At 59.5% G+C, this 24,254-nt stretch carries 41 protein-coding genes and 1 tRNA gene; all 42 read left to right on the forward strand.

Annotation, left to right across the window (positions count from 1 at the left end; all coding sequences use genetic code 11):
* The first annotated feature begins 29 nt into the window (after positions 1-29).
* The 42 genes from DK391_RS09080 to DK391_RS09260 all read left to right on the forward strand — a co-directional run bounded on the left by DK391_RS09080 (position 30) and on the right by DK391_RS09260 (position 24,248).
* Positions 30-374, forward strand: coding sequence for a helix-turn-helix transcriptional regulator (locus tag DK391_RS09080; RefSeq protein ID WP_162600752.1), 345 nt, complete (start codon positions 30-32; stop codon positions 372-374).
* A complete protein-coding gene (locus DK391_RS09085; RefSeq protein ID WP_109477677.1) occupies positions 371-589 on the forward strand; it encodes a hypothetical protein in 219 nt (72 codons plus the stop codon). Before DK391_RS09080 ends, DK391_RS09085 begins: the two co-directional genes overlap by 4 nt.
* A 10-nt stretch (positions 590-599) precedes the next feature.
* A complete protein-coding gene (locus tag DK391_RS09090; protein WP_109477678.1) occupies positions 600-1,679 on the forward strand; it encodes a replication protein in 1,080 nt (359 codons plus the stop codon).
* The gene (gene dnaB, locus DK391_RS09095) at positions 1,676-3,076 is read left to right on the forward strand and encodes a replicative DNA helicase (protein ID WP_109477679.1); all 1,401 of its coding nucleotides are present in this window, start codon (positions 1,676-1,678) and stop codon (positions 3,074-3,076) included. The genes DK391_RS09090 and dnaB overlap by 4 nt, the downstream gene beginning before the upstream one ends.
* The gene (locus tag DK391_RS09100) at positions 3,073-3,606 is read left to right on the forward strand and encodes a polynucleotidyl transferase (protein ID WP_109477680.1); all 534 of its coding nucleotides are present in this window, start codon (positions 3,073-3,075) and stop codon (positions 3,604-3,606) included. Before dnaB ends, DK391_RS09100 begins: the two co-directional genes overlap by 4 nt.
* Positions 3,606-4,115, forward strand: coding sequence for an HNH endonuclease (locus tag DK391_RS09105; RefSeq protein ID WP_109477681.1), 510 nt, complete (start codon positions 3,606-3,608; stop codon positions 4,113-4,115). The genes DK391_RS09100 and DK391_RS09105 overlap by 1 nt, the downstream gene beginning before the upstream one ends.
* On the forward strand, positions 4,115-4,717 hold the full coding sequence (locus tag DK391_RS09110; protein ID WP_109477682.1) for a hypothetical protein: 603 nt from the start codon (positions 4,115-4,117) through the stop codon (positions 4,715-4,717). Before DK391_RS09105 ends, DK391_RS09110 begins: the two co-directional genes overlap by 1 nt.
* A complete protein-coding gene (locus DK391_RS44220; RefSeq protein WP_162600753.1) occupies positions 4,714-4,884 on the forward strand; it encodes a hypothetical protein in 171 nt (56 codons plus the stop codon). Before DK391_RS09110 ends, DK391_RS44220 begins: the two co-directional genes overlap by 4 nt.
* A 136-nt stretch (positions 4,885-5,020) precedes the next feature.
* Positions 5,021-5,443, forward strand: coding sequence for a recombination protein NinB (locus DK391_RS09115; protein ID WP_204117323.1), 423 nt, complete (start codon positions 5,021-5,023; stop codon positions 5,441-5,443).
* A gap of 15 nt (positions 5,444-5,458) precedes the next feature.
* Positions 5,459-5,761 (forward strand): hypothetical protein, encoded by a 303-nt coding sequence (locus DK391_RS09120; RefSeq protein WP_109477684.1) that lies wholly within the window; start codon positions 5,459-5,461, stop codon positions 5,759-5,761.
* Entirely contained in the window at positions 5,761-6,006 is a 246-nt protein-coding gene (locus DK391_RS44225; protein WP_162600754.1) for a hypothetical protein, read from the forward strand. Before DK391_RS09120 ends, DK391_RS44225 begins: the two co-directional genes overlap by 1 nt.
* Before the next feature lie 95 nt (positions 6,007-6,101).
* Positions 6,102-6,347, forward strand: coding sequence for a hypothetical protein (locus DK391_RS44230; protein WP_162600755.1), 246 nt, complete (start codon positions 6,102-6,104; stop codon positions 6,345-6,347).
* A 39-nt stretch (positions 6,348-6,386) separates the two neighbouring features.
* Positions 6,387-6,794 (forward strand): Gp49 family protein, encoded by a 408-nt coding sequence (locus tag DK391_RS09125; protein WP_343225394.1) that lies wholly within the window; start codon positions 6,387-6,389, stop codon positions 6,792-6,794.
* On the forward strand, positions 6,795-7,049 hold the full coding sequence (locus DK391_RS09130; RefSeq protein WP_109477686.1) for a hypothetical protein: 255 nt from the start codon (positions 6,795-6,797) through the stop codon (positions 7,047-7,049). It abuts the gene before it with no gap.
* Entirely contained in the window at positions 7,046-7,288 is a 243-nt protein-coding gene (locus DK391_RS09135) for a hypothetical protein (protein ID WP_109477687.1), read from the forward strand. Before DK391_RS09130 ends, DK391_RS09135 begins: the two co-directional genes overlap by 4 nt.
* Positions 7,285-7,614, forward strand: a complete 330-nt coding sequence (locus DK391_RS09140; RefSeq protein WP_109477688.1) for a hypothetical protein — start codon at positions 7,285-7,287, stop codon at positions 7,612-7,614. Before DK391_RS09135 ends, DK391_RS09140 begins: the two co-directional genes overlap by 4 nt.
* Positions 7,611-7,952, forward strand: coding sequence for a hypothetical protein (locus DK391_RS44235; RefSeq protein ID WP_162600756.1), 342 nt, complete (start codon positions 7,611-7,613; stop codon positions 7,950-7,952). Before DK391_RS09140 ends, DK391_RS44235 begins: the two co-directional genes overlap by 4 nt.
* Positions 7,949-8,167 (forward strand): hypothetical protein, encoded by a 219-nt coding sequence (locus tag DK391_RS09145; RefSeq protein ID WP_109477689.1) that lies wholly within the window; start codon positions 7,949-7,951, stop codon positions 8,165-8,167. The genes DK391_RS44235 and DK391_RS09145 overlap by 4 nt, the downstream gene beginning before the upstream one ends.
* On the forward strand, positions 8,164-8,751 hold the full coding sequence (locus tag DK391_RS09150; RefSeq protein ID WP_109477690.1) for a DNA-binding protein: 588 nt from the start codon (positions 8,164-8,166) through the stop codon (positions 8,749-8,751). Before DK391_RS09145 ends, DK391_RS09150 begins: the two co-directional genes overlap by 4 nt.
* A gap of 154 nt (positions 8,752-8,905) precedes the next feature.
* Positions 8,906-8,981, forward strand: a tRNA-Asp gene (locus tag DK391_RS09155).
* A gap of 90 nt (positions 8,982-9,071) precedes the next feature.
* The gene (locus DK391_RS09160) at positions 9,072-9,293 is read left to right on the forward strand and encodes a hypothetical protein (protein ID WP_109477691.1); all 222 of its coding nucleotides are present in this window, start codon (positions 9,072-9,074) and stop codon (positions 9,291-9,293) included.
* 72 nt (positions 9,294-9,365) lie between these two features.
* The gene (locus DK391_RS44240; protein WP_162600757.1) at positions 9,366-9,527 is read left to right on the forward strand and encodes a hypothetical protein; all 162 of its coding nucleotides are present in this window, start codon (positions 9,366-9,368) and stop codon (positions 9,525-9,527) included.
* Between the two features lie 77 nt (positions 9,528-9,604).
* Positions 9,605-10,192 (forward strand): hypothetical protein, encoded by a 588-nt coding sequence (locus tag DK391_RS09165; RefSeq protein ID WP_109477692.1) that lies wholly within the window; start codon positions 9,605-9,607, stop codon positions 10,190-10,192.
* A 2-nt stretch (positions 10,193-10,194) separates the two neighbouring features.
* Positions 10,195-10,785: a hypothetical protein gene (locus DK391_RS09170; RefSeq protein ID WP_109477693.1), complete on the forward strand. Its 591-nt coding sequence runs from the start codon at positions 10,195-10,197 to the stop codon at positions 10,783-10,785.
* Positions 10,785-12,365, forward strand: coding sequence for a hypothetical protein (locus DK391_RS09175; RefSeq protein WP_109477694.1), 1,581 nt, complete (start codon positions 10,785-10,787; stop codon positions 12,363-12,365). The genes DK391_RS09170 and DK391_RS09175 overlap by 1 nt, the downstream gene beginning before the upstream one ends.
* Position 12,366: 1 nt before the next feature.
* Positions 12,367-12,558 carry a hypothetical protein gene (locus tag DK391_RS09180; protein ID WP_109477695.1) on the forward strand — a complete coding sequence of 64 codons (192 nt, stop codon included), beginning with the start codon at positions 12,367-12,369 and terminating at the stop codon, positions 12,556-12,558.
* 131 nt (positions 12,559-12,689) lie between these two features.
* Entirely contained in the window at positions 12,690-12,869 is a 180-nt protein-coding gene (locus tag DK391_RS09185) for a hypothetical protein (RefSeq protein ID WP_109477696.1), read from the forward strand.
* On the forward strand, positions 12,870-13,223 hold the full coding sequence (locus DK391_RS09190; protein WP_109477697.1) for a hypothetical protein: 354 nt from the start codon (positions 12,870-12,872) through the stop codon (positions 13,221-13,223). It abuts the gene before it with no gap.
* A 4-nt stretch (positions 13,224-13,227) separates the two neighbouring features.
* The gene (locus DK391_RS09195) at positions 13,228-15,318 is read left to right on the forward strand and encodes a hypothetical protein (protein ID WP_109477698.1); all 2,091 of its coding nucleotides are present in this window, start codon (positions 13,228-13,230) and stop codon (positions 15,316-15,318) included.
* Positions 15,299-15,568, forward strand: coding sequence for a hypothetical protein (locus DK391_RS09200; protein WP_109477699.1), 270 nt, complete (start codon positions 15,299-15,301; stop codon positions 15,566-15,568). Before DK391_RS09195 ends, DK391_RS09200 begins: the two co-directional genes overlap by 20 nt.
* On the forward strand, positions 15,568-16,611 hold the full coding sequence (locus DK391_RS09205) for a hypothetical protein (protein ID WP_109477700.1): 1,044 nt from the start codon (positions 15,568-15,570) through the stop codon (positions 16,609-16,611). The genes DK391_RS09200 and DK391_RS09205 overlap by 1 nt, the downstream gene beginning before the upstream one ends.
* A gap of 14 nt (positions 16,612-16,625) precedes the next feature.
* Positions 16,626-17,591: a hypothetical protein gene (locus DK391_RS09210; protein WP_109477701.1), complete on the forward strand. Its 966-nt coding sequence runs from the start codon at positions 16,626-16,628 to the stop codon at positions 17,589-17,591.
* Positions 17,592-17,600: 9 nt separating this feature from the next.
* Positions 17,601-18,008 carry a hypothetical protein gene (locus DK391_RS09215; protein WP_109477702.1) on the forward strand — a complete coding sequence of 136 codons (408 nt, stop codon included), beginning with the start codon at positions 17,601-17,603 and terminating at the stop codon, positions 18,006-18,008.
* Between the two features lie 12 nt (positions 18,009-18,020).
* Positions 18,021-18,227 carry a hypothetical protein gene (locus tag DK391_RS09220; protein ID WP_109477703.1) on the forward strand — a complete coding sequence of 69 codons (207 nt, stop codon included), beginning with the start codon at positions 18,021-18,023 and terminating at the stop codon, positions 18,225-18,227.
* Between the two features lie 63 nt (positions 18,228-18,290).
* Entirely contained in the window at positions 18,291-18,701 is a 411-nt protein-coding gene (locus DK391_RS09225; protein WP_109477704.1) for a hypothetical protein, read from the forward strand.
* Between the two features lie 2 nt (positions 18,702-18,703).
* The gene (locus DK391_RS09230; RefSeq protein ID WP_109477705.1) at positions 18,704-19,156 is read left to right on the forward strand and encodes a hypothetical protein; all 453 of its coding nucleotides are present in this window, start codon (positions 18,704-18,706) and stop codon (positions 19,154-19,156) included.
* A 26-nt stretch (positions 19,157-19,182) separates the two neighbouring features.
* Entirely contained in the window at positions 19,183-19,362 is a 180-nt protein-coding gene (locus DK391_RS09235; RefSeq protein ID WP_109477706.1) for a hypothetical protein, read from the forward strand.
* Complete coding sequence (locus tag DK391_RS09240) at positions 19,349-20,911, forward strand: methyltransferase domain-containing protein (RefSeq protein ID WP_109477707.1); 1,563 nt, start codon at positions 19,349-19,351, stop codon at positions 20,909-20,911. Before DK391_RS09235 ends, DK391_RS09240 begins: the two co-directional genes overlap by 14 nt.
* Positions 20,908-21,885: a hypothetical protein gene (locus DK391_RS09245; RefSeq protein ID WP_109477708.1), complete on the forward strand. Its 978-nt coding sequence runs from the start codon at positions 20,908-20,910 to the stop codon at positions 21,883-21,885. Before DK391_RS09240 ends, DK391_RS09245 begins: the two co-directional genes overlap by 4 nt.
* The gene (locus DK391_RS09250; RefSeq protein WP_109477709.1) at positions 21,882-23,315 is read left to right on the forward strand and encodes a packaged DNA stabilization protein; all 1,434 of its coding nucleotides are present in this window, start codon (positions 21,882-21,884) and stop codon (positions 23,313-23,315) included. The genes DK391_RS09245 and DK391_RS09250 overlap by 4 nt, the downstream gene beginning before the upstream one ends.
* On the forward strand, positions 23,312-23,893 hold the full coding sequence (locus DK391_RS09255; protein ID WP_109477710.1) for a hypothetical protein: 582 nt from the start codon (positions 23,312-23,314) through the stop codon (positions 23,891-23,893). The genes DK391_RS09250 and DK391_RS09255 overlap by 4 nt, the downstream gene beginning before the upstream one ends.
* Positions 23,894-23,909: 16 nt before the next feature.
* Positions 23,910-24,248, forward strand: a complete 339-nt coding sequence (locus DK391_RS09260) for a hypothetical protein (protein WP_109477711.1) — start codon at positions 23,910-23,912, stop codon at positions 24,246-24,248.
* The last annotated feature ends 6 nt before the right edge of the window (positions 24,249-24,254 follow it).

Here is a 24,254-nt window from a genome sequence, read left to right on the forward strand (position 1 = left end):
CGATGAAAAATTTCTAAAAGGTGAAAGAAATGAACGAGTTGGGGTTAGTGGGCGGGGTAGTGCTCGCGCCGGCGTTTTTGCCGGATGCCGAGGTGGCGAAGTGTTCGACGTATCGCGAGATCGTTCGCGTGTCGTGGGCCAATCGCCGAAGCAAGGCGATGACGCGCCAGACGCTGGCCGAGATGATCGGCTGCTATGCGTCGCACGTCTCGGACTATTTGCAGGCAGATGACAAGCCGTCGCGTCGTGATCTGCCCGCAAAGTGTCTGAACGCCTGGGCGGCAACGGTTGGTAACTGGGGAGTCCAGCAGTGGCTCAACCGCCAGTCGAAGCTAACGATCATGGAAGAAGTCATTGCACAGAGGGCGGCATGAACGCACCCGATCAGTCAACAGAAGACGCAGCGCGCGAGGCCCGTATCGAGCAGCTCGGCGCCCAGATGGTTTTGTCGTCCGATCTCGTCGAACGCGCGCGACTGTGGTGCTCGATGAAAGACGAGATTGCGCATCGCTCGAAGGCTCAGATCGAGCGGATGGAAAAAGAACGCGGACTAACGAGATCGACGGTGTGTCGCGGTTTCGACGAATAAGGGCGGCTGTGTGCAAGACGAATCACCGCAGCTCGAGAACGGCTACACGCGTCTCGCGAATGAACTGCTTGATGCGTTGCTGTTGGCCGGTCTTAACGCGCGTCAGTGGGCCGTTGTTATGGCCGTGATCCGCAAGACTTACGGCTTCAACAAGAAGCAGGATGACATTGGATTGTCCCAGCTCTCAGAGATGACTGGCATTGCCAAACCTCACGTCAGTGTTGCGGTTCGCGATCTTGAAGCGCGCCGGGTAATCACGCGTGAAGTGGGCAAATTCGGTCATCGACTGGGGATCAACAAGCACTACAAGTCGTGGGTTGGGGTTACCGAATCAGTAACCCCTAGGGTTACCAAATCGGTAACCCCCGAACAACCGGAAAACAACGATATTCCAGACCAAAAAATGGATGAATCTCAGGCACCTACGGTTACCGAATCGGTAACCCCAGATGAGGCTGAAAAGGGTTACCAAATCGGTAACCCTGGGGTTACCGAATCAGTAACCCCCCCCGTTACCGAATCGGTAACCACAAAAGACAACCCTTCAAAAGACAACTACCAAAAGACAAAAACCTTCCCTCGCTCGCTTGGCGAGCGATTCGATATTTTCTGGTCGGCGTACCCGAGGAAGACGCAAAAGCAGGACGCCCTGAAAGCTTTCACCACGCTCAACCCTGATGACGATTTGCTCGAGCAGATCCTTGCTGGTCTGGATATCGCAAAGAAGTCGGAGCAGTGGAAGCAGAAGCGGTTTATCAAGCACGCGTCCACTTGGCTGAACAAGGCCTGCTGGCAGGATGAACTGGTGGTCGAGTACACCGAAAAGCAGATCTCGGTCATCGAGACGTACAACGCCTCGCTTGGAGACAACCTAGGCCGTATCGACACCGCCGTGTTCACCGAAGCGCGTGCTAACGCAATCGACGATTTCCTGACTTTCCGAACGAAAGACCCCGACTTCTGGAAGCGGTATTTCCCTTGGGTTGCGAAAAACGTCGACGTGCCGCCGCGTTGCGGTTTCGATTGGCTGATCGGTCGTGACGGCTACACGAAGGTCAAAGGCGGCCAGTTCACGAGGGACGCAGCATGAACGCCCCCCACGAATTCGACGATTCAGGCCTGCGCACCCCGCCGCATTCGCTCGAGATGGAGCAGTCCGTGCTCGGTGCGTTGATGCTCGACAACGACGCGTTTGACGAGTTGCGAGGCCTGCGCGCCGAACATTTTTACCGCTACGAACACCGAGTGATCTTCGACGTGATCACGAAGTTGATCGCGGCGACGCGTACGGCAGACGTCATGACCGTCTACGAGCGACTTCAGTCGGACGGTCGTGTTGACCAGACCGGCGGCCTGGCGTACCTGAACAAGCTGTTCTCGAACACGCCGAGCGCGGCAAATATCGGGCGCTACGCGGAAATCGTGATCGATCGCTGGAAGCTGCGCGGGATCATCACGGCTGCCGACGAAGTCAGCGCGATGGCGTTCACCCGGAACGGGAAAGAGGTCGACGAGATCATCGGCGAGGCACAGAGCCGACTCGAGGAGTTGGCGGATCTGTCGTCGGATGCGCCGAAGCTAGCGTCTGAGAGTCTTCCGGCGTATCTCGAAAAACTCGATGCTCAGTATCACAGCGGAAACTCGCAGAAGACCTCGATCTCGACCGGCCTGAAGGCGCTCGATTGGCGCTTGGACGGTGGGATGCGTGGTGGCGAGCTGATCGTCGTTGCTGGCCGTCCAGCAATGGGCAAGACGGGTTTCGCGATGGGCATCGCCGACCACGTCGGAACAGAACTCGGTCTGCCCGTGGCAGTGTTCTCGCTCGAGATGCCGACCGAGCAACTGAACATGCGTACGCTCGCTCGGCTGTCGGGCCTTCCGATCTCGAAGCTGCGCGATGGCTCGAAGCTCGATGATGCTGATTGGCCGTATCTGACGAGCGCCGTTCAGCACATGACCGAGACGCAGATCTTCGTCGACGAATCTGGTTACGTTTCCCTCGGGGACATCGTTAGCCGAAGCCGAGCAATCAAGCGGCGACACGGTTTGGGATTGGTAGTCATCGACTACCTGCAGCTGATCCAGCTCGGCAGCGAAGAGCGACACGACCTGAAAATCGGTGCCGTGACTCGCGGGCTGAAGTTGCTCGCCAAGCAACTCGGCGTGCCGGTGATGCTGCTATCGCAACTGAACCGAAAACTCGAAGAGCGTCCCAACAAGCGGCCGATGGTTTCGGACCTGCGCGACTCCGGAACGATCGAGCAGGACGCTGACATCATCGTCTTGCTGTACCGCGACGAGGTTTACCACGAAGACACGTCGGACAAGGGCGTAGCCGAGGCGATCGTCGCGAAGCAGCGCAACGGCGCGCTCGGCACCGCGCATCTCGAATTCATTGCCGAGCAGGCGAAGTTCGGCAATCTCTCCGGCGGTTACATCCCGACGCCGCGCACGAAACCTCGGGCATCAAGAGGATTTGACGAATGAATGATCTCGTAACCGAATTCGATGTACCGACCGTCGAAGTAGCGCAGGACACACTCTGCATTCTCGCTCTCGATCTGGGCACTCAGCTCGGCTGGTCGACGCGCGATGCAAACGGGCGCGTGCGGCATGGATCTATCAGCTTCCATCCGCGCAAGACCGACGCAGCTGGGCAACGCTGGCTTCGTTTTTCTGCGCACCTGTCATCGCTGAAGCGGGAAGTCGGTGGCGAATTCCACGTCGCTTACTACGAAAACGTGATGGCGCACGGCACGCGTGAGCATCCGAACGTTGTTGCCGCGCATGTATACGGCGGGTTCCTCGCCTGCCTCGAGGTCTTCTGCGACATCAACCGTATCCGCCTCGAGCCGGTCAGCGTGACCTCTGTGAAGAAGAGCTGGACGGGTCGCGGCAACTGCAACAAGGACGCGATGGTGGACGAAGCCCGGCGCCGCGGCTTCAAGGTGGTGGACGACAACGCTGCCGATAGTTTGGCAATTCTGCACTACGCCATTGCAAAGGAGATTGAGTAATGGAGTGGAGATCCTGCCCAAGCTGGCCTGAGTACGAGATCAGCGAGTTCGGGGGCATCAAGCGTGTGGTTAAGCGGTTAGGCCACATCGGATTGAGGAAGCCATACCTCTCTGAAAACGGACGCCTGATGATCGTAATGCGAGGTGGCGGCAAGAAGCGGGCATGTCACGTATCTCGACTTGTTGCCGAGGCGTTTCATGGACCAGCACCAACCCCTATGCACGAAGCCGCGCACAACGACGGCGACTGTCTCAATAACCTCTACAAAAACCTTCGGTGGGCGACGAAGGCGGAAAACGAAGCTGACAAGGTGATGCATGGAACGTCGAATCGTGGGGAGCGCTTTGGTCGAGTTCGATTGACGGAGGCTCAAGTGATCGAGATTCGGAAAGCGCTGAAGAGCGGCGAATCCAGCTATTCGATTGGCCCTCGATTCGGTGTCGCAGCTTCGACGGTTCGTTCAATTTCTTCTCTGAGATCGTGGTTTTGGCTTGAGGAGATCGAGTGATGAAAAGCGTGCCTGATAAACCGTGGAGCGGTAAGGATCTGGGGCTTCTCTGGGAAGCATGGGCCAGCGAGAAGTCATACAAAGAGCTGATGCATCTGTTCCCTGGACGCACATGGGAGGCAGTCCGAAGCGCGGCGCTGTACAAGTTTGGCCGCCGTCCATGCGGACCTTCGCGCGCCGAGTCCGTATCGATTGTGCTGATCCGCCGTCTTCTTGAGAAGAAAGGTCCGTTGACGGCAGACGAGATTGCCGGGGAGACACGGATCGCGTGTCGCACCGTGATGGAGGTGCTGCGCTTCAACTGCGGATCGAAGTTCCACGTCGTCGACTACAAGCCATCCGGCAGGGCCAAGTCAAAGGTGTGGGCGGTGGGTGGGGGCGAAAGCGCTCCTCGGCCGCCACGCCTTACACCCATTCAGATTAGCCGACGCTACCACCAGCGACAGCGCGAAATGAAATTGCAGCAGGGCGAGCTCGTGAAGAGCATCAATCCGTTTTCGACAGCGCTCGGTCTTTCTCGGGTTCCAGAGGGCAAGCGTGGACGCGTGTTTCAGACGTCGATGAATTTGAAGGACTTCGATGACGAACGGGAGGCGGCATGAAACGGATTACCAAAGACATGGTGAAGGGCGGTGGCTGGCGCTACTGCTGCGTGTGCCGTCGCTTGGGCCCGCGCGTGAAGGCGCATTGGACCCACGAAGGGCGCGACTACTGCGATGAACACAAGCCATCGGCAGCGCCGGCGTCCCTCACGAAGGCGGCGGCATGACACGCGTATGCCTGCTCACATTTCTCGTTGCTGCGCTGTCGATTGTGCTGGGAAGCCGACGCATCACCGTTCGGCAGATGGAATGGTGGGCCGCACACGGTATTGCCGCTTGCATGTATCTCATCGGGAGAATTCTGTGAGCGCGCGTCTCTACAAGGAATTCACGCTTTCCGGGCCTGCTGTCTGGCATCTGCTTAAGGAGCTGGTGCGCGAGCACGCGAAAGCTCACATCGAACGCGGCACGCCGCTCCGCGTGATCGTCACGGCGGAGGATCGGCGCCGCACCTCAGAAGCTAACGCCTTCTACTGGGGTGTCGTGCTGCGCGATATCTCCGAGCAGGCCTGGGTGAACGATCAGCAGTTCAAGCCCGACACGTGGCACGAGTACTACGCGAACCTGTACTGCCCACGCGTCGACGTGACGCTGCCGACCGGTGAATTGTTCAGCCGACGCAAGTCGACGTCTGAGATGGGGCAGAAGGAATTCACCGACTACGTTACCCGCGTGCAGGCGAACGCGGCAAACGATTTTTCCGTCTCGTTCGACGAGACCTTTTAACCACAGGAGCAAACGATGATCAAACCCAGCATTGGCCGTGTTGTCTGGTTTACACCCGAAAAAAATGATGCGCTTGCTAGCGACCAACAGCTTGCCGCGCTTATTGCGTACGTTCACTCAGACCGATCAGTGAATCTTGCGGTGTTTGATGCGTGCGGCGGCGGTGCACATTCGCGTACCAGCGTGACGTTGTTACAGGGCGATGATTTACCTCCGGAAGGAGGCGGTTACGCCGAGTGGATGCCTTTCCAAAAAGGGCAGGCAGTCAAACATGAGCAGAAAGAGAATGCTCAGATTGAGAAGCACGAGACGACGTGATGAGAACAGCCTATAACGACGTGCATTCACGGTTGATTTTCAGACAGTTCAAGGAATCGCTCGAGCCATTGATAGCTCGCGTTGCTCCTGACTGGTTGCTGCATCACATCGACATGGAACGGAGGCACACGATGGGAATGTGTGAAGAGGTAACGATTCGACTTGTAATTCGTCCTATCGGGGATGCCAAATTTTCAGGTCCGCCCGATCGTGAAAATTTTCTTCGACCTGAAATCGAGCGATGACGCTGTCGTGTAGTTCACCCCGTATTACGGCGAATTATTTCTAAGCCGAGCCTGGCATAACGAATAGCACAGATATCCCAATAGGAGAAAACGCAATGAGTGCATCGAATCCCGCACCTAATCCTTCTCGCACCGAGATTGCCGCTCCCGCATCACCTCTCAGTGGAACAGATGGCGCGCTTCAGGCAGAACTCGAACGACTTCTTAATGAGCATTCCCGTGAAAACGCTAGTAATACCCCAGACTTCATTCTTGCGAAATACATGATCTCGTGCCTTGAAGCGTTCGAAGCCGCGTCGCGCGAACGCGAATCGTGGTTCGGCAGGAATCTGTCGATCTAAACAACTGGCTCAAATCACCTAGAGAAAATGGACATGAACATGGCAACTCAGACGCCGCGCAACGGCGACGAGAAGATCGAAGACGAGATTGTGCGCAAGGGAAAGACGGCACCGCGTGTGACGCCTTCCGATATCGAAGCGGCAATTATCGACGAACTGTATTTCACAGCACATCACGCATCGATCGGTCTGGACGTCTCGCCATTCGAGCGTCCCGAAGTGGCGAGCCGTGCGCACATGCTACTCACCTTCTGCGTACTGACGTTGCGCAATGGCTTCACCGTGACCGGCGAAAGTGCTTGCGCATCGCCGGAAAACTTCGACATCGAGATCGGCCGCAAGATCGCGCGCCAGAACGCAGTGCAGAAGATCTGGCCGCTCGAAGGCTACCTGTTGAAGCAACGCCTTTTTGCTGCGGCAGATTCGGATGGCGGGGAGTGTGACTGAATGTCTGCGGATCTGAAATCCCTTCCGCTCAACGGCCTCGCGGCGAGCAATACCGACGTCGCCGCGCATCTGCGCCAGCAGGCCGATTGGATGACAGAGGACGATGCGCGAGAAGTGGCGAACGCCTTCCTCGTGATCGAGTACGGGGACGGCTCGATCCGGCGCCAAGTGTGCGGCCGTCCGTGTGACCTCGCGCGCACGAATGGCGTTTTAACGATGTCAGTCATCCAGTCGACGGTTGGGGTGAGCGAATGAAGTTCTGCAAAGACTGCAAACACTACAAACCTGTGACCGAGATTTCGAAGTTCGCCGTTGGTGCGAGTTGCGTCGCGCGGAGCACGCGGCAGGAATTTGATCCCGTCACGGGTCAGCAGCTGCTCTACGCCGGTGAGCCTGTTAAGTTGCGCGGCAAGGACGGCGAATGTGGACCAGACGCCAAATGGTTCGAACCTGCAAATCTCGACGGTCGCCTCGCGATGCTGGAGGAGAAATGACAGCACGCGTCATTTTCCCGAAAACACTCACCTTTCGTTCCGAAGAAATCCGACGAATCGTCGCGCAGCTGCCGTGCGTGTGTTGTGGCGTCGTTGGATACACGCAGGCAGCACACATGAACCGCGACAAAGGCATGGCACTGAAGTCGAGCGATGCCGCGCTGGCGGCACTGTGTAGCGATCGGCCGGGTACGCGCGGATGTCATTCGATCCTCGATCAGGGCGGGATCATGGACAAATACGAGCGGCGGATCTTCGAAGCCGAGATGGTCGTTAAAACCTATGTCGCGTTAGTTGAGCGCGGATTACTCACGGTAGCCCCATGAAATTTCCGTTCTGCATTGGTGTGCCCGGAGCGCAAGTGCCGGAGTGGTTAGAGAAGGTAGAGATCACGCCGGGAAATGAACATTTTGCGGTGATGGGCACGCTGCACTTCAGCTGCTTTGTCGTGGTGTATAGAAAATCGAACCAGTACTTCGTGCGACCCATCTTCGATGGAAGGTTCGGTGCGATGAAACTGTCACCGGGATCGCGCGGTTTGACGATCACAGGCCAGTGGCCCAACAACAGCGGGAAGCCAGTTTGCTACGTTTCTATCCCTCTAGTGCCCGCGTGGCTATTGGGAATAGCCAGCGCATGTGTTGTCGCCTGGCTACTTCGATGACTGACAAGGGAGAAGCGAAATGGGAAAAGGGCGACCCGCTCGAAATTCTCATTCGCCGGGAGAACCGCACGTGCGCCGGCTGCGTTTTTCTGAAGACTGACAGGCTGTTCAATACCGCGGCGGTGGCGTGCCGCAAGAGAAAGAGAAAAGCTGAGCTGTGCATCGATCGGATGCGCAGATGCGAACTTTATGACGACGGGAGCAAGCGGAAATGACTGGCGCTAAGCATGAGGGGATTTTCAAGGACGCCAAGGAAGCGATCGTTTTCGCGCTTCACTTCTCCGATCAGCAGTATGCGAAGTCGCCGATGGCGATGTTCCTCACGCGCGGCGCGCACGGCAGCGGCCGCGGCCTGTCCGGACTCGATGGATCGGGTCAGGCCGGGATGGTGATGGCTGAGGTCATTCGGATCCACTACGCCGAGGCGCTTGCCTTGATCGCACGCTGCAGCGCCAAGCGACTTCGATGCACGTGTGGATCGCCCTGCTGCAGCAAGTGGACACCGAACCCGATCTGGACGATGGCGACGAGCCAGCTGTGTGACGTGAGTCTGACGGCCGTCGGCAGCGGCATGTCGAGCCGCGCGATTCGCCTTGCATCGACGGAGAAGTTCTTCGGTCAGAAGCTGAGCATTCAGGAGATTGCCGACTTCTGCAGCGTGTCTCGAAAGACCGCCGGCGAGCAGCACGCGAAGATCAAGGAGTTTCTGAAGGATCTAGAAGGACGCGCGTGGTTCAACTTCACGGACCGCCTCGAAATCGCAGGCATGCTCATTCGTGAACACGAGTCCTCGGTTTGACGGAGCAAAAAATGAGTAATATCATAGAGTTTCGATAGATTCCGTAATTGTCACAGAAAAGCTCACAGCCCGAAACGGCGTGAGCTTTTTTCGTTTATGGGCCAGTCAGCGGCGGTCGGCGTCGTAGCGTGATACGGACTGGCATCTCTCTCATGGCGACTTAGCTCAGCTGGTAGAGCGCTGGATTGTCTATCCGGATGTCAGGGGTTCGAGTCCCCTAGTCGTCGCCACCATTCAAGCGTCTCCTGCCGGGCCACCGTCCGGCTTTCTGCTCGCCACCGTTGAGGTCGCGGGCTTTTTTTATTCCCGGAGGTTCCCCCATGGCTACCAAGAAGGCGGCTGCTGTGCTCATGCCCACGATGAAGGCCGAAGAAGACTGGCGTGCGCGAGAAGACATGCACACGCTTGCGCGCGCTAAAGAGATTGAGTCCGACTCGAAGCGGCACGCAGCGGCGAAGCGGCACGCGAGCGCGGAAGCGCAGAAGTACGCCAAGGTGGCCAGCGGAGGCGCGAAGCCGGCCGTCAAGCGCGGGAGCCGGTGATGTCGGACTGCGGGTTGTGCGGGCGCAATGCTGCGTCCTGCACGTGTGACTTCGGCGTTGCGGAGAAAGACGATGCCAGCGAAATCGAAAGCTCAAAACGCGGCTATGCATGCCGCTGCCGAGGGGAAGAGCAATCTCGGCATCCCGAAGAGCGTCGGCAAGAAGTTCGTTGCTGAGACCCACGGGAAGAAGGTCAGCAAGCTGCCCGAGCACGTCAAGAAGGGCAAGAAGTGATTGGCGTGGCGTGTGGCCCTCTGGCGGGAATAGTGGCCGCAGCTGCATTGCGATACATCGAATCGAGGAACACCAGCATGAGCGATATCCAGGACGCGGCGCCGTCGAGCACGGAACCGCAACAGGCACCAGTGGGGGAGCCCGCTGGCGGCGCATCGGCCCCTGTCGTGACGGAATCATCTGGCACGCCGCAGCAAACGCCCGATACGCCGTCCATCCCGACTGGTGCGATCCAAACCGGCCAGCCGACGGAAAGCCCGATCCCGTCGACTTCAAGCGAGGGTGGCACACCCGTTGAAGCTGGTGGATCGGCTCCGCCTGTCATTGCGGGAAACCCTGCGGGGCCGGCGGATTCTGCCGATACTGCGACTTCGACCGACGTTGCCCCGCTCTCACCGGCCACAGCCGACGCCGTTGCTACTTTCGCTAACCTGATGGATCGCTTCGAGACGAAGACGTATGAGGATGGCTCGACGGTCAGCACAGTCGGCGAACTGCCTCAGGCATCCGTAGTGAGCTATCCGGAGCGCACGGAACCCGCCGACGATACGCCGCTCGGCTGGTGCAACCAGCTTGACCAGTTCATCGTGAAAGCCACAGGCAGCGCACGCACAGACGGCAATCGCCTCGTCGCCAAGCTGCGCGACTACCTTCAGGGCCAATAAACGTGGGACGTCGCTCTGACATTGACTGGGAGGCAATCGAGCGCGACTACCGCGTCGGTCAGCTCTCCCTGCGTCAGATAGCGCAGAAGCATGAAGTCGCGCTCTCGGCAATTGTCCGCCGTGCCAAGAAGTATGAGTGGACACGTGACCTCTCACAGCAGGTGCGTGCGCAGACCAAAGCTGGACTGATACAGGCCGCAGTAGAAGAGTCGAAACAAAAGGCACAGGAACACGTACAGGAAAAGCTAACAGAAAGCGTACAAAGTGATGCTCACGGGATTCTCGCAGCCGCTGCAGCGAACGTTCAGATCATTACAGAGCACCGCAAGGACATCCGGGCGGAAGCGGCGCGCTCGAAAAAGCTTGCCGAGAAGCTTGATACGCTGATGGAGAATGCGACCGACGCCAAGGACGTGGCGCTGCTGGTGTCGTCGCATGAGTCGCTCGTGAGATCGCGCACCCGCCTGATCGGTCTGGAGCGCGAGGCCTACGGAATTGGCGAGGCTGAGCCACCGCCGGACGACAATGACGCGATCGACTTGGGGCGCGCGTCCGATCTGAGGGCGCTCATCAGAGGGCGCACGGCGGATTGATGGATCTGCACAGTCTCCCTCTGGAGGAAGTGCTCACCGAGTGGGACAAGCTGGACGACGGCGGGCGAGACCTCACCGCGATCCGCGCGCTGGTTCAGGAGGATCGGTTCTATCTGCTGACGCGCGTGTGCGGCCGGCATGACATGCTGCATCCGTGGATCTACGCGCGGTGCCGGGAGGTCGAGGCGGATCCGGACGAGAAGCTCGATCTGTGGGCGCGCGAGCACTATAAGTCGACCATCATCACGTTCGCTGGCGTGATTCAGGAGATCGTGAAAGATCCTGAGATCACCGTCGGCATCTTTGCCCACACGCGCGGCATCGCGCAGAAGTTCCTCCGCCAGATCATGATGGAGCTTCAGTCGAACGAGCGGCTGAAGGCGGCGTTCCCTGACATCCTGTACCGGACGCCTGAGAAGTCATCTCCGCGCTGGTCGCTGGAAAACGGTCTGCTGGTCAAGCGCGAGAGTAATCCGAAGGAAGCGACCGTAGAGGCGTGGGGTCTGGTCGACGGGCAGCCGACGTCAGCTCACTTCCGGCTTCGCGTGTATGACGATGTGGTCACGCGCGAATCGGTGACCACGCCGGAGCAGGTGAAGAAGACCACGGAAGCTTGGGAACTGTCGGACAACCTCGGCATGGCTGGCGGCCGGCGCTGGCACGTCGGCACGCGCTACAGCTTCGCGGACACGTACCAGTCGATCATCGACCGCAAGAGCCTGATCGAGCGCATTCACCCGGCCACCGACGACGGCACGCCGAGCGGCAATCCAGTGCTGCTGACGGTCGACGAGTGGGAAAAGAAGAAGCGCGATCAGGGCGAATACACGATCGCGTGTCAGATGCTGCAGAATCCGCTCACCGGCCAGCAGGCGATGTTCAAGCTGGAGTGGCTGACTTCCTACGAGGTGCGTCCGTCAATCCTGAACGTCGCGGTGATGTGCGACCCGGCGCGCAGCAAGAAGAAGGACAGCGACAACACTGCCTTCGCGGTGATCGGCATCGACAGCGCGAAGAACAAGTATCTGCTCGACGGCTTCCGCCACAAGATGAAGTTGTCGGAGCGCTGGGAGGCGATGAAGCTGCTCCGCCGGCGCTGGATGAGCATGCCTGGCGTGCAGATCGTCAAGTGCGGCTACGAGAAGTTCGGTGCTGAGTCTGATTTCGATTACTTCGAAGAGCGGATGCAGATCGAGCAGCACTTCTTCGAGATCGAGGAACTGGCGTGGCCGCGCGAGGGCGGCGGATCGAAGATCGACCGTGTGCAGCGTCTGGAACCAGACTGCAAGAACGGCCGCTTTCTCGTTCCATACGGCTTTGACGAGAAGAAGGTCACGCGTATGCAGCGCACCGTGATCGAGGCGGGTGACGGCTTCCGGGTTGGTCGCAATATCGTCCGCCGCGACGAGAACGGCCGTGCGTATGACCTGACCTTCGAGTTCCGCGAGGAATACCGGCTGTTCCCGTTTGGCGCCAAGAAAGACCTGGTCGACGTGTGCTCCCGGATCTACGACATGGACATGCCGGCGCCGATCATGATCGACGAGCAGTCGCTCGAGCCGGATTACGTGGAGGATTGAGATGAACTCACCGGTCTATCCGTGGCAACCGACTTTCGGTCAGAAGGTCACGTTTAGCACATACAGCGTGACGTCGATGGTGATTGCCGCATGGGGCGAAGAATGGGGCGAGCGCGACACGGTGTACGAGTGGAGCAACAGCAGATTTATGGAGGACTCGCTGAGGGGACCGTATGACGTCAGTGGCGAGTGAACGGCCCCGCATCTACATGCTGAATGGCCGGTGGTGCTGTGGCGAGGCCAGATCGCTCGCCGAAAGCTGGGCAATCGGCTTCGGCAGCACGCCGAAGCTGGCCTACGACAACTGGAAACGGACAAGCCGCTATGCGCTCAGCAACCAACGCGCTATATCGCGCACTTGATCCGACGGGCAATCGTGACTACGACGATCTGCCTGACAGCATCAAGCTGCACGTGACGTTGAAGGAATACATGTGGCTCGGCCATGAAGGGCGCCACAACCTGATGCGCGACTTCACAGAACCCGACTACACGGAGGATTGAATGAACGACGTTGAGATTCATCTGGCCGATCTCGGCGGCACCGACGACATCGCGCAGATGGAAACCGCGAAGAACATCGGCGAAGCGCTGAACGAGAAGTATCCGAACCACCTCTGGGCGGTGAGCTGGCAGGGTGGCGTGATTGTGGTCAAGAATCTCGCGATCAGTTCGTTCTACGGCTTCGTGCTGCATCCCGACAAGCTGGCGACGTGGTCGGAGATGAAACACGCCGCAGTGATGGCGGGCGGCGAGCTGCTCGAGCGCGCGAAGATGGCGCGCGGCGCGTGGGCTGGCCAGTTCGCACAGGTGCTCGACGGCGCGGATCCGCGCTTCTTCAAACCGGACAACACATAAATCTATGTATCAAGTCGCCGGACCGACCCCACCCGATCTCGCCAAGCGCGAAGCTGCTGCAGGTAGCGGCTCGCCCGACTGGCTGTCGATCGCGTCTGAGGCCTATCAGCAGTCGACCTCGTATCTGGACTCGAATCTGCGCGGCGAATGGGTGAAGGCGCTGTACGCCTTCCAGTCGCGGCACGCGCCGGACTCGAAGTACAACACGGATGCCTTCCGGCACCGCTCGAAGATCTACCGTCCGAAGACCCGGACGCTGATCCGCAAGATTGAAGCCGCCGCCTGTGCGGCTTTTTTTTCGAATGTCGATGTGCTCGATGCGCGCGCGGTGAATGAGGGCGATCCGAAGCAGCTCGCGTCGGCGCAGGTTCTGAAGGCACTCGTGCAGTACCGGCTTACGAAGACCATCCCGTGGTTCATGATCCTGATGGGCGGATTTCAGGATGCGTCGACCATGGGCGCGGTGTGCTCGTATCAGTACTGGCGCTATCGCACCGAGCGCCAGACGGCCTACGTGCAGGATATCGACCCTGACACCGGTCAGGGCCTGTACGAGGAAGACGGCCAGAAGCCGAAGATGCGCGCGGTCAAGCATGACAAGGTGCTGGAAGACCGCCCGTGCATCGAACTGCAGCCGCTGGAGAACATCCGCATCGACCCGGCCGCCGACTGGATGGACCCGATCCACTCCAGCCCCTTCGTGATCCGCATGGTTCCGATGTACGTCTACGACGTGAAGGAAATGATGGAGACGGAGGACGACAAGACCGGCCAGCCGAAATGGAAGAAGGCGTCCGACGCTGTGATCCGTTCGGCTTTAACGCGCGGCCTCGACGCGACGCGGATGGCGCGTCAGAACCGCCGAGAAGATCCGACGAGCGAATCGAAGGTCTCGCTGGCCGACTTCGACATCGTATGGGTGCACGAGAACTTCGTGCGCCGCAAGGGCAAGGAGTGGGTGTACTGGACGCTCGGCACTGAGTTCATGCTCACCGAGCCGAAGGAGCTGAAGGAAGTCTATTTCCATGGCATGCGTCCGCTGGAGATGGGGTGCGCGATCATCGAAACGCACCGGGCGTACAAGTCGGGCATCCCTCAGCTGGTCGAAGGAATCCAGAGAGAGTCGAACGAAGTCGTCAACCAGCGTCTCGACAACGTCAAGCTGGTTCTGAACAAGCACTACATCGTGAAGCGCGGCGCGCAGGTTGATTTGCGCAGTCTGGTGCGCAACGTGCCGGGCGGCATCACGATGGCGACGAACCCGGAATCGGACGTCAAGGAAATGACGTTCAACGATGTGACGTCATCGTCGTATCAGGAGCAGAACCTCCTGAATCTCGACTTCGACGGCATCGGCGGCGACTTCAATCCGGCGCAGGTACCGCACAACCGCAAGGGTGCGGACACGGTGCGCGGCATGCAGATGATGGGCGCTGGCGCGAGCCAGATGACGGAATACCTGCTGCGCACGGTCACCGTCACGTGGGTCGAGCGGGTTCTCTACCAGCTGATCAAGCTCGAACAGGAATACGAAACCGATCAGGTGGTACTCGCGATTGCAGCGGAGAAGGCGCAGCTGTTGCAGCGTTACGGCGTCGACAAGGTCACTGACGAGCTGCTCAATCACGAACTGACGATCACGGTGAACGTCGGTATGGGTGCGACGGATCCCAACGCGAAGCTCTCGAAGCTGATCTCGGGCCTGAACGAGATCGGCCAGATCATGGCCAATCAGGCCATGCCGCCGCAGATGAAGTCGGAAGCGGTGAAGGAGATCTTCGGCCTGCTCGGTTATCCGGACGCCAAGCGCTTCCTCGGCGACGGCCAGAAGGATCCGCAGGTCGCCCAGCTCGAACAGCAACTGCAGCAGGCGCAGCAAGTTATCCAGCAGCTGCAGCAGCAGATCAAGAACAAGGCGATGGACCACGACGCGAAGGTCAAGACGGCGGCCATCAATGCGGACTCCCATCGCGAGGTAGCGCTCGGACGCCTCGCAACAGAGCGCGAGAAGCAGCAGCATCAGACCGCGCAATTCGTAATTTCGCAACTGCTCGATCGGATCAACAAGGCAAACGGTGGAAAACAAACTGCTTAAGGCTCGCGTCGAGCTCGGCGAGGACGCGGAAGCGTTCGTACGCAGCAAGCTCGGTGAAGCCGTGGTCGCGATCGCCGAAGGTCAGGCGAACGCGGCATACAACGAACTGGCGCGCATCAGCCCCTGGCGCAAGCGCCGCATCCAGCAACTTCAAACGCAGATCTGGCGTGCCGAGAGCTTCCAGCAGTGGATCGCCGAGATCATCACTGAGGGGAGAAATTCCCTCGAACTACTCGAAGGAGAAAACTAATGAACCGCCTGCTCGCCCGCCTGCTTGGCCGTGTGTTCCGTGACGAAAATCCCGATGACGCTGGCGGCGGTGCCGCCGATGACGGCGTGCGCTATGCCCATCACGATCGCGCCGCGTGGCTAGAACAGATCGCCAGCACGACCGAAGACGATGTGAAGTTCGGCACCGGCACGCATGACGACGATCAGGGCGGCGGCGAATCCAGCAGTGACGGAGAGCAGGAAACCGACGAAGAGCGCGAGGCCCGCGAACAGGCCGAAGCTGACGCGGCCGCTGCCGATCGTGCTGCGGCTGAAGAGGAAGCTGCGCGCGCCGGGGGAGAGGCACCGCGCACGGGTGACGACCAGATGGTCACGCTCATCGTCGACGGCAAGGAAGTGCAGAAGCCACTCAGCGAGGTGGTCGACGCCGGCAAGCGGTTCCTGCAGAAGGACATGACAGCGGATGAGCGCTTGGTCGAAGCGACGCGCATCCTGAAGGAAGCACAAAAGGTTCAAGGTGGGGAGCACCAGCCCGCCGAGAAGCGTCCATCCGAATCCGTACAAGAGGACGACGACGCTGAGCTCGCACGAGCAATCCAACTGGGCAGCGATGAAGAGGCCCGAGCGGCCATCAGCAAACTGCGGCGCAGCGGCCGGGCCGACGACTCATCGATTACCTCGATGATCGACGCGCGCATCGAGTTCCGCGAAGCCGCATCGTGGGTGCAGTCTGAGTACAAGGATCTGCTCACCGATCCACTGCTTGGCGGCGTGTTCATGCAGAAGGAAGCAGAAGCACGCGCGGCAGGCGACAAGCGTTCATACCGTGACCTCTACAAGGATATCGGCGACGGCTTGCGCAAGTGGCGGGATGGGCTGGCTCCGAAGGTGAATCAGACACAGGACAAAGTGGACCGGAAAGCCACCAACGTGACGACGCTGCCGACAGCGGCGAGCGTGAAGGCGCCGGTAAATGGCGACGAGGTCGAACCTGAAGGTGATGATGCCGAGGATACCGCGGCGTTTATTGCCGAGCAGCGACGTCGGCGCGGACAAGGATAAGGAGCTTTTCAATCATGGCAGGTCAGGTCTGGGCTGTTAATAGCCTCGGTGGCTACATGTATAGCCGCCAGCTCTCGCGTGTGCTCCGCATGGCGGTGCAACCGCTGGTGAAGTTCCGCCAGTTCTGCGACGTGAAGGATGCATCGCAGCAAGGCAAGAAGAAGGGTGACATCTTCACCTACGACGTGTTCTCCGATGTCGCGCAGGCTGGCGGCACGCTGGTGGAAACGAACACGATGCCGGAAACCAACTTCCAGATCACGCAGGGCACGCTGACGATCACGGAAGCTGGCAACTCGGTGCCGTACTCGGGCAAGCTCGACGATCTGTCGAAGTTCCCGGTGACGGACATCATCAACCGTGTGTTGAAGAACGACTGCACGAAGACGCTCGACGCGCTGGCGTGGGCGCAGTTCGATCAGACGCTGCTGCGCGTGATTCCGACGGGCGGCACGTCGACGTCGGCCGTGACGCTGTACACGAACGGCACCGTGACGGGCACGAACTCGACGGCGTACACGAATGCGCACGCGAAAGCGATCGTCGACATCATGAAGGAGCGCAACATCCCGGCGTACATCGCCGACGACTACTACGCTCTCGCATGGCCGACGACGCTGCGTACGTTCAAGAACAACCTGGAAGGCATCCATCAGTACACGGAGACCGGCTTCAAGTTGATCATGAACGGCGAGATTGGCCGCTACGAGAACACCCGGTACGTCGAACAGACGAACATCTCGAAGACGATCAACGGTGTTACGTGGTCGGTCGGTGCGTCGAACTGGATCTACTTCTTCGGTAACGACACCGTTGCCGAGGCGATTGCCGTGCCGGAGGAAATGCGCGGCAAGATCCCGACCGACTACGGTCGTTCGAAGGGTGTCGCCTGGTACTACCTCGGCGGCTACGGCATCGTCCACAACAGCCCGCAGCTGTCGCAGAACGTGCGGATTGTGAAGTGGGACTCGGCGGCTTAAGGAGAGATCATGAGCACGAAGAGCATGGCCTATGACAACCCGACTTACACCTCGCGTAATTCGGAGTCGATGGGCGAAATCGGCGGTGCAGCAACGACGCAGTATGCAAAGTTCTGCGCCTTCACCGCGTCGCTCGCATTCGCGGCACAGATGACGGTCACCACGGCCGGCACGGCGACGACGCACGCAGTGACGTTCAGCAAGATCAGCGGCACCGCGACAACGGCACTGGCTACCGCGACGCTCGGCACAGCCGCGGCTGGTTCGACTTTCAATGTGCCTCTGTCGACGGCCGCAGGCGGGGTCACCATGAATCAGGGTGACCTGCTCGTGGCAATCACCGGCGCGGATGCAACCGGCAAGGTGGCTTTGTCGTATGAAGCCGCACCGCAGCCGGGTGCCAACGTCACTGCTTAAGGAGCAGACATCATGAAAGGTCGTAACGACGAAAACGCGACGGGCTTCGTCACGTCTGGCTTCATCACGAAGAAGGGCGCACCTTCGGGCGAGAACGCCCAGTTCAACGTGTTGCCGCCCGGTGATGACATCGAGAATCAGCCGGATGCAGATATCCGGCCGATGGCGATGAAGAAGATCACCCCGTTGGGCTATCCCGGCAGCGGCTGGGACGAGTAAGGCGTAGTAGGGGCAGCAGCGATTGAGGGGCACTTCGGTGCCCCTCTTTTTTTGGAGTCGACCATGTCGAACGGCTACACCCAGAAGACGGGCTACACGGTGCAGAAGCAGCATCGACCGAAGCCCAACCAGATGAACCCCGGCAACATGCCAACGTATCAGCAGGATCCTCCGCGCGAGAAGGATCCGGGCCCGTGGGCGTCTGCCGAGTCGGCGCGCGTCACTCACGCGCAGCGCAGATCCAACCAGATGCCGCCCGGCGAGATGGCCGACGCGAAGAATGCATTTGGCAACAATCCCGGCAGCGGTGTCTCGCAATCTGCACTCGATCGTCAATATGAGACGGTGCCGATGGAGCCGTGGGAGCCGATGTACACGAACGAACCGGCGTATGGCGGCTACCAGAACTACACGGGCGAGCCGGAGTACTCGGGCGGCTTTGTTGAACGCAACAACGTGCTTGACCGCCTCTGATCATGGGCAAGTCCACTCCCAACGCAGACAGTCCGCTGTCGATCGCCGCGGTCGGGAGTGGCGGAATCATCCTTCCGAACTTTGTCGGGGATCTGTATGCCGCAGCGTCGCTCAACACGGCCTCTCCGACAACGCTGATCACAGGCGCACCGGGCTATTACCTGACTCGCCTGCTGGTCGAGGTGCTGCCGAACTGCGCGATGTCAGGCGGTGGAATTCTCGGAATCATCTTCTCCGACAGCGTGCAAGGGCAGTGCGGCGCTTACCAGTGCTATGTCCCGGCCACGTTCAATGCGCCTTCACAGGTGCAGGGCTCTCTGCTAGCCGAGTCCGGCGCTGGTTACTTTTTCCGCTCGCTAACTCCCGGCAGCGTCCTGTCAGTCTCGCTGACCGGCGCGCTCACAAGCGGGAGTGTGCGGGTCGCTGTCAACGGTGGATTGACGCCGATCTATTGAAACGCCCCTATCTGAAAGGAACCCACATGACGTTCAATCCGAAGAAGCCGCACGGAATCGTGTACGGCGTGACAGGTGTCGCCTACGAGCAGGACGGCAAGTACTACTCGCCCGCCGGCGAGGTGATGACGCTGCCGAAGGACGAAAACCAGAAGTCGACGCAGGCTCAGACGAAGCCGCAGGGGGTCAAGAATGTGGCGTCCTGATGCGCCCACCGGCAACGAGTCGCTGAAGGTGCGCTGGGACATCGTCCGGTACACGACCGGGCGCGGTCTCGATATCGGATGCGGGCCGCAGAAGCCGTTCGCGCACTTCATCGGTGTCGACAACGGCCATCACCGCGTGTTCGGATACGACATCAGGCCTGATGTACAGGCGGAAGCAGACGATCTGTCGATGTTCGCGTCGCGCTCGATGGATTTCGTGTTCTCGTCGCATCTGCTCGAGCATCTGGACGACACCGAAGCGACGCTGCGCGAATGGTGGCGCGTCGTAAAGGTCGGCGGATATCTCGTGCTGTATCTGCCGCACAAGCAGTTCTACCCGAACATCGGGCACGAGCTGTCGAATCCCGACCATCGCCACGACTTCATGCCTGCCGACATCGTCGCGCACATGCAGAAGATGGGCGGGTGGACGCTGCTCGTGAACGAGGACCGCAATGAAGGCGACGAGTACTCGTTCCTGCAGGTCTACCGGAAGGAGCAGGGAAAACACCAAGCCATCGCGCCCAAGGTCGAGCAGAAGACCTGCGCAGTGGTGCGCTACGGCGCATTCGGCGACCTGATGATGGCGAGCTCGATATTCCCGCTGCTAAAGGCGCAGGGGTATCACGTCACGCTGTACACGACGGACATCGGCGCCGAAGTTGTGCAGCACGATCCGAACATCGACGAAATGGTCGTGCAGGGCAAGGATCAGGTGCCGAACAACCAGTTGCTGGAGTTCTGGGCGCATCTGTCCAAGAAGTACGACAAGTTCATCAACCTGTCGGAATCGGTCGAGGGAGTCTGGCTCGCGCTGCCGGGCCGATCGAATCATCGCTGGCCGCATGAGTTGCGCCACCGGTATCTGAATCACAACTATCTCGAGTTCACGCACGAGCTGGCGGGCGTCGATGGCGAGCTGAAGCAGGCCTTCTATCCGACGCTCGAAGAAAAGGCGTGGGCACGTGCGCAGCGAGACCGTATGGGCAAATTCGTGGTGCTATGGTCACTCGCTGGATCATCGGTGCACAAGACGTGGCCGTATCTCGACGAGATCATCGCGCGCGCGTTGATCGATTTTCCGCAAGTCGAGTTCGTGCTGGTCGGCGATGCAGCGTGCCAGATGCTCGAGCAGGGCTGGGAGAACGAGAAGCGCGTTCACCTTCGATCGGGCAAGTGGAGTATTCGCCAGTCGCTGACCTTTACGGGATTTTCTGACTTGCTGATCGGGCCCGAGACAGGCGTCATGAACGCTGCGGCGAATCTGCCCGTCAAGAAAATCATCACGCTCTCGCATTCGAGCGTCGAGAACCTCACGAAGCACTGGCTCAACACGTTCTCGCTCACGCCGAAGAGTACTGCCTGCTATCCCTGCCATCAGCTCCATACCGGCGGCTTCGAACATTGCCCGCGCGACGAACGTACCGGCTGCTCTGCTTGTCAGGCGGACATCTCCGCTGACCAGATGTGGGAAATCATGGAGCCCATCCTCGCCGGTCGCAATCTCGAAACGCACTTCGCGACCAACTTCGCACAGGCGGCAGCATGACGACCAGCGGCACCGTTTCGTTCAGCGTCACGCGCGACGACATCATTCTGAAGGCGCTCACAGATCTGGGCGTCGTTGCAGAGGGGGAGACGCCAAACGCGTACCAGACGAGCAAGGCGGCGACGAACCTGAACATGCTGGTCAAAGCATGGCAAGGGCAAGCCGACGGGTCGCCGGGTCTGAAAGTCTGGAGTCGCAAGCGCGGCAGTCTCGTACTGGACCCGACGAAATCGGTGTATTCGCTGGGCCCGACTAGCACGGATCGGTGGGCGTCAAACCTGACGCGTACGACGATCACGGCGAACTGTGCTGCCGGCGCGACAGCTATTCCGATCACCTCGACGGTGGGCCTGACCAATGGTGACCAGTTCGGCGTACTGCTCCAGAACGGACAGATTTACTGGACAACGGCGACATTCAGCGGATCGACGGCCACGATCCCGAGTCCAGGCCTGCCGAGCCCCGCGATCGCCAACGGCTTTGTGTACGACTACACGTCATTGCAGATCCAGCCGCTGGAGATCGTCACGGGCAGTCTGGTGGACAGCTCGAACACGAAGATTCCACTGCAGCGTCTGACCGTGCAGACGCTCGAAGGTCTGCCGACGAATATGGATCCGAACACTGCCTCGGACCCACTCGCGTATTACTACGAGCGCCAGCTCGGCAACGGCATGCTGTATCTCAACACGTACCCGGCCGACCTTTCGAAGTATCTGCACTTCGTATTTCTCTCGCCGATTCAGGACTTCAACGAGGCGACCGATACGCCGGACTATCCGCAAAACTGGTATCTGGCACTCGCTTCGGGTCTCACGGTGATTTCGGGCCCGACGTTCCAGAGGCCAGTGACGCAGGACATGAAGGACATCGCGGCGATGGCGCTGACGATCGCCAAAAATCAGGATCCGGAGACGTCGCAGCTGTTCTTCCAGCCTGAAGGCGATCCGCCGTTCTTCGGGAGTGAAGAATGAAGACCTCGTTTTTCGGTGGCGCGTATCGCGCGTTCTCGAAGAACCTGGACGCGCAGCGCTGCATCAATCTGTATCTTGAGAACGATGAGAGCAAACAGGGTCGAGATGTAGCGGGCATGCGCGGCTGTCCCGGACTGGATCTGGTGGTGACAGTCGGGGATGGGCCGATCAGGGGGATCCGCACTGTACGAAACGTTCTCTATGTCGTGAGCGGCAGCCAGATCTATTCAGTGACGGCCGCAAATGTCACGACATTGCTCGGGACGGTCAACACGACTACCGGTACCGTGTCGATGTCCGACAACGGGTCTCAGGTGATCATCGTCGATGGGTCTGCCGGGTACATCATCACCATCTCGACAGGTGCTGTTGCGCCCATCACCGCCGCGGCGTTCCCGGAGAACCCCGTCACCGTCACGTTTTTCGACAGCTTCTTCATCGTCAATCAGGGCAACACGCAGCAGTTCTGGGTGTCTGGGTCGAACGATGGCACGTCGTGGGATGGGACCGACTTCGCGTCGAAGGAAGGTGGCCCTGATCTGCTGCTCGGCCTGATACAGGTCGATCGTCAACTCTGGCTGTTTGGCGAGAACACCACCGAGGTCTGGTACGACGCCGGGGGGAACAACTTCCCGTTCGCGCGCGTCGACGGTGTGTTTGTCGAAACGGGGCTGGCGTCTCCGTACTGCATGGTGTTGCTGGACAACTCCGTCTTCTGGGTTGGCGCGGATCAGCGCGGTCAAGGCATCGTGTACCGCTCAAATGGCTATCAGCCGGAGCGGATCTCCACCTTCGCAATCGAGCGCGTGCTGAGCGCTCAAACCATCTCCGACGCGGGCGCCTATTCCTATCAGGCAAGCGGTCACTCGTTTTATGTGCTGCTGCTGCCGACGGCGGATCTGACGTTCGTCTACGACGTATCGACGAAGCTTTGGCACGAGCGCGCGAGCTATGACCCGGTGCTAGGCAAGTTCCACCGCCATCTGAGTAACTGCGCGGACTTCTTCGGGAACATGAACGTCGTCGGCGACTACCAGCGCGGGAACATCTACGCGTTCAACGATGCCACTCCGACCGATAACGGTGCGACGCGCAAGTGGGTGCGTTCTTGGCAAGCTCTGCCGGAAGGGATGAACCGGGGCAAGGAAGTCTTCTACTCGAATCTTGAAATCTTCGCTGAGACGGGTTTAGGGCCTGAGACCGGCCAGGCGGCAACGCCAACAGTGTCTCTGAAGATCTCGAACGACGGTGGCCATACCTTCCCGATTGAGCAGTTCCGGAGCATGGGAAAGACCGGCCAGACTATGCATCGGATCCTCTTCCAGAACCTCGGCAGTTCGAGAAACCGGGTGTTCGAGCTGTCAGGCACTGATCCGATCACTCCTGTGTTCGTCGGCGCCGAGCTGGACGCAGTGCAGGGTACGTCATGACGGTCTGCCTTCCGAAACAGAAGCATCCGTTCGACGAGGGCGGGAAGGTCTATGTCAACAAGGAGTGGTATCTCGCGCTGCTGAGTCTGGTCACGCAGTCGAACGTAGTTCCACCGACGCCTCCCGTCGACGATGTGATTCTGGCCGAGGCGATTGACGCGTCGAACGGATCTGATGGTCTGGTCGAAAGATCTCTGGCCGACATCATCGCGCTAGTGCAGGCGATGTCTCCGCAGGATTCCACCGAGCAGCTGATTGAACGCATACGCGAGATCGAAGTGCAGCTCGCGTTCATGCCGGACTACCCCGACTCTTCCTCTCAGTTCATCCAGCTGATGGATGAACTCGGGAGCGGAGGTACACCCGGATTTGCATCAGGCGTCGATTTCACAGGTGGCACCACGACGACGTTGACGCTGTCGCAGGCCTACAGCTCAGCGGCGAGCCTGTTCGTAACGTTCGATTCGGCATGGCAAGGGGCCGATCAGTTTTCTCTCAGCAACAAGACACTCACCTTCAATTCAGCGATCCCAGTTGGCGTTTCCAAGGTCTTTGTCAAAGGCCTGTTGACGAGCTGACAACGGAGTTCTTCGCATGACGACCACTGCACTTTCGCTCATTCCGGACGCGACGCTTACGACAAGCGACGCGGCGTATTACACGAGCCCAAACAACACCACGTCCGTGTTGAAACGCACAGTGTTTACCAACACCAGCGCGTCTGCCGTGACCGTGACCGTCAATGTTGTCCGTAGCGGCGGATCGTCGGTGACTACCAACGTGATCATCCCTCCCTATGCGATCGCGGCCGGCAAGACGTATGTCTCTCCCGAGCTGGCAGGTATGACGCTCGGACCGGGTGATTCCATTCACGCGCTAGCAAGTGCCAATAGCGCGATCAACATGATGTCCAGCGGGATCCAGATCGTATGAAAAACT

It is taken from the genome of Paraburkholderia sp. C35 (assembly GCF_003121405.1).
In the GTDB taxonomy this organism is placed as follows: Bacteria; Pseudomonadota; Gammaproteobacteria; order Burkholderiales; family Burkholderiaceae; genus Paraburkholderia.